This is a genomic window from Thioclava sp. UBA3469 (assembly GCF_002378135.1).
GTDB lineage: Bacteria > Pseudomonadota > Alphaproteobacteria > Rhodobacterales > Rhodobacteraceae > Thioclava > Thioclava sediminum.
This window is the reverse complement of the sequence record NZ_DFRG01000260.1, coordinates 1-5,673: the sequence shown is the minus strand read 5'-3', so window position 1 is coordinate 5,673 and position 5,673 is coordinate 1. Positions and strand designations below refer to the sequence as shown.

Genomic DNA, 5,673 nt, shown 5'->3' with positions numbered 1-5,673 from the left:
TTCGCGCTGGTCGCGGGGATCGTCGGCTACACGCTGTCGGGCCTCATCCGGCTTGAGCTTGCGCAGCCGGGCATCGGGCCGCTTACCGGCCTGATGGAGTTCTTCGGTTACTCGGGCGATCAGGCGATCGAACACGCCAAGCACTTCTACAACGTCGTGATCACCTATCACGGCCTGATCATGATCTTTTTCATGGTTATGCCCGCCCTGATCGGTGGTTTCGGCAACTGGTTCGTCCCGCTGATGATCGGTGCACCCGACATGGCGTTCCCGCGGATGAACAATCTCAGCTACTGGCTCTATGTCGCGGGCACCTCGCTCGGGATCGCTTCGCTGCTCGCCCCCGGTGGCGGCGGCGGCGCAGGCTCGGGCGTGGGCTGGGTGCTCTACCCGCCGTTGTCCGTGAACGAGGGCGGCTATTCGATGGATCTCGCGATCTTCGCCGTGCACGTCTCGGGCGCCAGCTCGATCCTCGGCGCGATCAACATGATCACGACCTTCCTCAACATGCGGACGCCGGGCATGACGCTGCACAAGGTGCCGCTGTTTGCCTGGTCGATCTTCGTGACTTCCTGGCTGATCCTGCTGTCGCTGCCGGTTCTGGCAGGCGCGATCACCATGCTGCTGATGGACCGTAACTTCGGCACCACCTTCTTCGATCCGTCGGGTGGCGGCGATCCGATCCTCTACCAGCACATCCTGTGGTTCTTCGGTCACCCCGAGGTCTACATCATCATCCTGCCGGGCTTCGGCATTATCAGCCACGTCATCGCGACCTTCTCCAAGAAGCCGGTCTTCGGCTACCTGCCGATGGTCTACGCGATGGTGGCGATCGGTGTTCTGGGCTTCGTCGTCTGGGCGCACCACATGTATACGGTGGGCCTGTCGCTGACCCAGCAAAGCTACTTCATGGTGGCGACGATGGTGATCGCGGTGCCAACGGGCGTGAAGGTGTTCAGCTGGATCGCGACGATGTGGGGCGGCTCGATCGAGTTCAAGACGCCGATGCTCTGGGCGATCGGCTTCCTGTTCCTGTTCACCATCGGCGGCGTGACCGGCGTGGTGCTGTCGCAGGCGCCGCTCGACCGCGTCTATCACGACACCTACTACGTCGTGGCGCACTTCCACTACGTGATGTCGCTGGGGGCGGTGTTCGCGATCTTCGCGGGCGTCTACTTCTGGATCGGCAAGATGTCGGGCCGCCAATACCCGGAATGGGCCGGCAAGCTGCACTTCTGGATGATGTTCATCGGGTCGAACCTGATCTTCTTCCCGCAGCACTTCCTGGGCCGTCAGGGCATGCCGCGCCGTTACATCGACTATCCGGAGGCTTTCGCCACCTGGAACTACATCAGCTCGATCGGTGCGTTCATCTCGTTCGCCAGCTTCGTGTTCTTCATCGGCATCGTGTTCTACACCCTGTTCAAGGGTAAGCGCGTCACCGAGAACAACTACTGGAACGAGTATGCCGACACGCTGGAGTGGACCCTGCCCTCCCCGCCGCCGGAGCACACCTTCGAGGAGCTCCCGAAGCGCGAGGATTGGGATCACGCCCACGCGCACTAGTGATCTAGATCTCCTGATAACGAGAACGGCCCCGGAGCGATCCGGGGCCGTTTGCAAAAGGGCGAGAGGTTGCAGGAAGGACCGGGCGGATCATGCCCTATCGCTGGACAGATACCGAAGGCCAAACCATGGAGGCGCCCCGCTCCGAGGCTGCGCCCCTGCCCGATCAGCTGCACCTTTGGCCCTACCGTTCCCTGCCGCGAAAAGGCTTTGTCTTCTTCATCGCGGCCACGGTGGTCATGGTCAGCCTGCCGCTGCTGTCGCTGCTGGGCCATGTGGAGCTGTGGGGGCTGCTGCCCTTCATCGCGCTCGCCATCGCAGGCGTCTGGTGGGCAATCTCGCATAGCTATCGCACCGGAGAGGTGCTCGAGGTCCTGACCTTCAACGGGCCGGACCTGCACCTGATCCGCCACGAACCGGGCAAACCCTCGCGCGACTGGGCGGCCAATCCGCATTGGGTGCAGGCTGATCTGCATGGAAAGGGCGGGCCGGTCGAAGCCTACCTCACCCTGCGCGGCGGCCCGCGCGAGGTGGAGATCGGCGCGTTTCTCACGCCGGAAGAGCGTCGCCAGCTGCACCGCGAACTCGTGATCCGCCTTGCAGCCTCGCGCGCGCCCATTACGCCCTGATCACTTCGAGATACCGACCCCCGGTGCGGCCACGGGCAGGCATTCATACTGTTCCTCGATCTTCAACGCCGCTTCGCGCGCCCAGGCGTCGCTGTCCCGGTTGACCTCTTGCGCGGCGGAACTCGCCCCGGTTCCGGCTTCCAGAGCGGAGACCAGCGTCTCGGCGAACCTGTCGCCGTAGCTCTGTATTTCGACCTCATAGGCGGCATGGGCCTTGCGCGCGCGGGCTTTGGTAGCCCTCGGCGTGCTGCCCGCCGCGCAGAGATAGCTCACCTCGCCACCCAAGGCAGAGGAATTGAAATGATAAAGCGTGCGGTCGGGATAGCTCCGCTTCAGATCCTGCAGGCCCGGTTCCGGGACACATCCCGCCAGCCCGACAACAGTCCCAATCACCGCCCACCCCGGAAGACGCCCCATCCATTCCTCCAAACACATTACTCGTCACTCGACATCACGCACGGCCGCAACCGCGCCTCTCAGTCGTCCTTGCTGTCAGGGAGATCCTTGCGCTTCGTGCTCGCGATATCCTCAAGCTCGCTTTCGGACATGCTGTCATACATCTCCTTCGACGCACCCTGAAGATCGCCGACCTTGGTCTCACCGCGTTTGGCCGCGAGCGCCGCGCCCGCTGCTTTCTGCTGTGCTTTCGATTGCGCCGGCATCGCCGCCTCCTTTGACAAATGCTCAAAAGAAAACGCCCCACAAGGGGGCGCTGTTCCCAGTCTCAGGAGACCCAATTCAGATCAGGAGGCGAGACGATCTTTCACCATCGGGCCCGCCTTCGAGAAATCCATCTGTCCTGTATATTGCCCCTTCAGCTCGCCCATCACGCGCCCCATGTCGCGAATCGACTCCGCACCGAGTTTCGAGATGGCGGCTTCGATGGCGGCATTCACCTCATCTTCGCTCAGCTGACGCGGCAGGAAGTCCTCGATCACGCGGATCTCGGCCTGTTCCTTCTCGGCCAGCTCAAGCCGACCGCCCTCTTCATAGGCGCGTGCGCTTTCCTGACGCTGCTTCACCATCTTTCCCATGATCGCAAGCACTTCGGCGTCGCCGACAGTACCCTCGCCCTCGCCTTCGGCGCGCATCGCGATCTCGCGGTCCTTGATGGCGGCGTTGACCAGCCGCAGCGTCGAGAGCCGCTCCTGATCCTTTTCCTTCATCGCCGCTTTCAACGCGGCGGCGATCTTATCGCGCATTTGCATCACATCGTGTCCCTACTTCAGTGAAGGCGTCAGAATAGCGGCATTGCGAAACGCGCACAACATCCGCAAGTCATTGATAAATAAGCAATTCGCAATTATTTCATGGCCTCTTGACCCCCGCGTTCAGCGCGTCTAGGTTCCGGCGAATTTTGACATCGGGGAGTCGCGCCATGCCTGCAAGCCAGTCCGCATCGGAAAAGCCCACTGCGTTGATCGCGCTCGCTGATGGATCGCTGTTTTACGGGAAGGGTTTCGGCCGCCCGGGCGAGACAGTGGCCGAACTGGTCTTCAACACCTCGATGACCGGCTATCAGGAAATCATGACCGACCCGTCCTATGCGGGTCAGGTGGTGACCTTCACCTTCCCCCATATCGGCAACACCGGCGTGAACCCGGAAGATGACGAGACGAACGACCCCGTCGCCGCTGGCATGGTGGTGAAATGGGACCCGACCGAGCCGTCGAACTGGCGCGCGGCCGAGACGCTGGTCGAGTGGCTCGAAAAGCGCGGTCGGATCGGCATCGGCGGCATCGACACCCGCCGCCTGACCCGCGCGATCCGCCAGCAGGGTGCGCCGCATGTCGCGCTCGCCTACAACCCCGATGGCGTCTTCGACATCGAGGCTCTGGTGCGCAAGGCCCGCGAATGGTCCGGGCTCGAAGGGCTCGACCTCGCGAAGGACGTGACCTGCGCGCAAAGCTACCGCTGGGACGAGATGCGCTGGGCCTGGCCCGAGGGCTACAAGAAGGCCGAAGGCAACGATCTGAAAGTGGTCGCCATCGACTACGGCGCGAAGCGCAACATCCTGCGCTGCCTCGCTTCGGCTGGCTGCGACGTGACCGTGCTGCCCGCGACCGCGACCACCGAAGACGTGCTCGCGCTTGAGCCCGATGGGGTCTTCCTGTCGAACGGCCCGGGCGATCCGGCGGCCACCGGGGAATATGCCGTGCCAATGATCAAGGGCATTCTGGAAACCGAGCTGCCCGTCTTCGGCATCTGCCTCGGCCACCAGATGCTGGCGCTCGCGCTCGGCGCGAAGACGATCAAGATGAACCACGGCCACCACGGGGCGAACCACCCGGTGAAGGACCTGACCACCGGCAAGGTCGAGATCACCTCGATGAACCACGGCTTCGCGGTCGACAGCCAGACCCTGCCCAAGGGAGTCTCCGAGACCCACGTGTCGCTCTTCGACGGCTCGAACTGCGGGATCGCCATATCCGATCGCCCGGTCTTCTCGGTGCAGTATCACCCCGAGGCGAGCCCGGGTCCGCAGGACAGCTACTACCTGTTCGAGCGCTTCGCGACCGCGATGCGCGCGCGCAAGGCGTAAGCTGCACTCCGACCAATCGCTCGCCGTGATGCCTAACCGGCCCCGGCGGGCGTTAACACCATGTTAACCAAGCGTTCGCATTCTGCCCTGCGGGACAGATGCGAGGATTGGCATGGGCGGCGCGCGGCGACAGCTTCTCGAAATACCGGCGGCGATAGCAGAACCCGCGGAACGCGCGCAGCGCGCTTCACCGGCGAATTCGTCTGGCGCGCTGGTGCGATCCGAGCGTGATCCGCTAGGCAAGCCCGACCGCAAACCCAGCAGTGCCGACCGACCGCCCTTGGGGCAAATCCTGCTGGACCGAGGTGCGATCGACCCGGGCGATCTGCTCAAGGCCGCAGCATTGCGGCAACGCGAGGATGTGCGGCTGGGCGACATTCTTCTGGCCAATGGCTGGGTCCGTGAGGCCGATCTGCTAGCGGCCTTGGCCGAGCAATGGCACGCCTCGGTCGTCGATCTTCAGGCATCTCCCCCCGATCCGCGCCTCATCGATGCTGTCGGGGCGGAGCTTTGTCTGAGACATGCGATGGTGCCATGGCGGCGCGTGGGCGGTGTCACCCTGATCGCGACCGCTCGGCCCGAGGATTTCGAAGCGCTGCGCGACGCCCTGCCCGCGCGCCATGCGCCCTACAGGCTGGTGCTGGCGCCGGAACGCTGCATCCATGACAGCTTGTTGGCCCGCCGCCAGACCGCCCTGATCCGCCGCGCCGAGATCAAGGTCGACCCGGCCGAGAGCTGCCGTGACCATAACGAAAAGCGTGCAAGCCGGATTGCGGCGGGGTTTCTCGTGGTGACGGGTCTCGGCCTGTGGCTCGCACCTTCTCTCCTGATCGGCATTCTCTTCGCATGGGTGATGCTCACGCTCGTAGGCTCCATAGCGCTCAAACTGGCCGCTTTCGCGAGCGAACTCACCGCCCGCCGCCGTCCCGCCCCTGA

General features: G+C 63.7%; 6 protein-coding genes and 1 pseudogene. 4 read left to right on the top strand and 3 right to left on the bottom strand.

All coding sequences use genetic code 11. The features are described 5' to 3' along the window. Window positions 1–1,566, top strand: a 1,566-nt coding sequence (locus B3D39_RS19130; RefSeq protein ID WP_286789964.1) for a cytochrome c oxidase subunit I, incomplete at its 5' end; no start/stop codon positions are given. A gap of 92 nt (window positions 1,567–1,658) precedes the next feature. Further along, a complete protein-coding gene (locus B3D39_RS19125) occupies window positions 1,659–2,195 on the top strand; it encodes a DUF2244 domain-containing protein (protein WP_078569539.1) in 537 nt (178 codons plus the stop codon). Here the strand turns inward: B3D39_RS19125 and B3D39_RS19120 are convergent, their stop codons facing one another. The 3 genes from B3D39_RS19120 to B3D39_RS19110 all read right to left on the bottom strand — a co-directional run bounded on the left by B3D39_RS19120 (window position 2,196) and on the right by B3D39_RS19110 (window position 3,403). Beyond that, on the bottom strand, window positions 2,196–2,612 hold the full coding sequence (locus B3D39_RS19120; protein WP_274963825.1) for a hypothetical protein: 417 nt from the start codon (window positions 2,610–2,612) through the stop codon (window positions 2,196–2,198). Window positions 2,613–2,671: 59 nt separating this feature from the next. Continuing rightward, a complete protein-coding gene (locus tag B3D39_RS19115) occupies window positions 2,672–2,857 on the bottom strand; it encodes a DUF3008 family protein (protein WP_274963826.1) in 186 nt (61 codons plus the stop codon). An 81-nt stretch (window positions 2,858–2,938) separates the two neighbouring features. Next, window positions 2,939–3,403 (bottom strand): GatB/YqeY domain-containing protein, encoded by a 465-nt coding sequence (locus tag B3D39_RS19110; protein WP_078519770.1) that lies wholly within the window; start codon window positions 3,401–3,403, stop codon window positions 2,939–2,941. A 170-nt stretch (window positions 3,404–3,573) separates the two neighbouring features. Between B3D39_RS19110 and carA the strand changes: the two genes are divergently transcribed. Both carA and B3D39_RS19100 read left to right on the top strand, forming a co-directional pair. Next, window positions 3,574–4,737, top strand: a complete 1,164-nt coding sequence (gene carA, locus B3D39_RS19105) for a glutamine-hydrolyzing carbamoyl-phosphate synthase small subunit (RefSeq protein WP_078599538.1) — start codon at window positions 3,574–3,576, stop codon at window positions 4,735–4,737. A gap of 214 nt (window positions 4,738–4,951) precedes the next feature. Continuing rightward, window positions 4,952–5,673: pseudogene (locus B3D39_RS19100) on the top strand (glycosyl transferase); the annotation flags it as partial.

Excerpts from the sequence above, each read along its gene's own strand:
- B3D39_RS19125 (WP_078569539.1), top strand. The coding sequence starts at position 1,659 with ATGCCCTATCGCTGGACAGATACCGAAGGCCAAACCATGGAGGCGCCC.
- B3D39_RS19120 (WP_274963825.1), bottom strand. The coding sequence starts at position 2,612 with ATGGGGCGTCTTCCGGGGTGGGCGGTGATTGGGACTGTTGTCGGGCTG.
- B3D39_RS19115 (WP_274963826.1), bottom strand. The coding sequence starts at position 2,857 with ATGCCGGCGCAATCGAAAGCACAGCAGAAAGCAGCGGGCGCGGCGCTC.
- B3D39_RS19110 (WP_078519770.1), bottom strand. The coding sequence starts at position 3,403 with ATGCAAATGCGCGATAAGATCGCCGCCGCGTTGAAAGCGGCGATGAAG.
- carA (WP_078599538.1), top strand. The coding sequence starts at position 3,574 with ATGCCTGCAAGCCAGTCCGCATCGGAAAAGCCCACTGCGTTGATCGCG.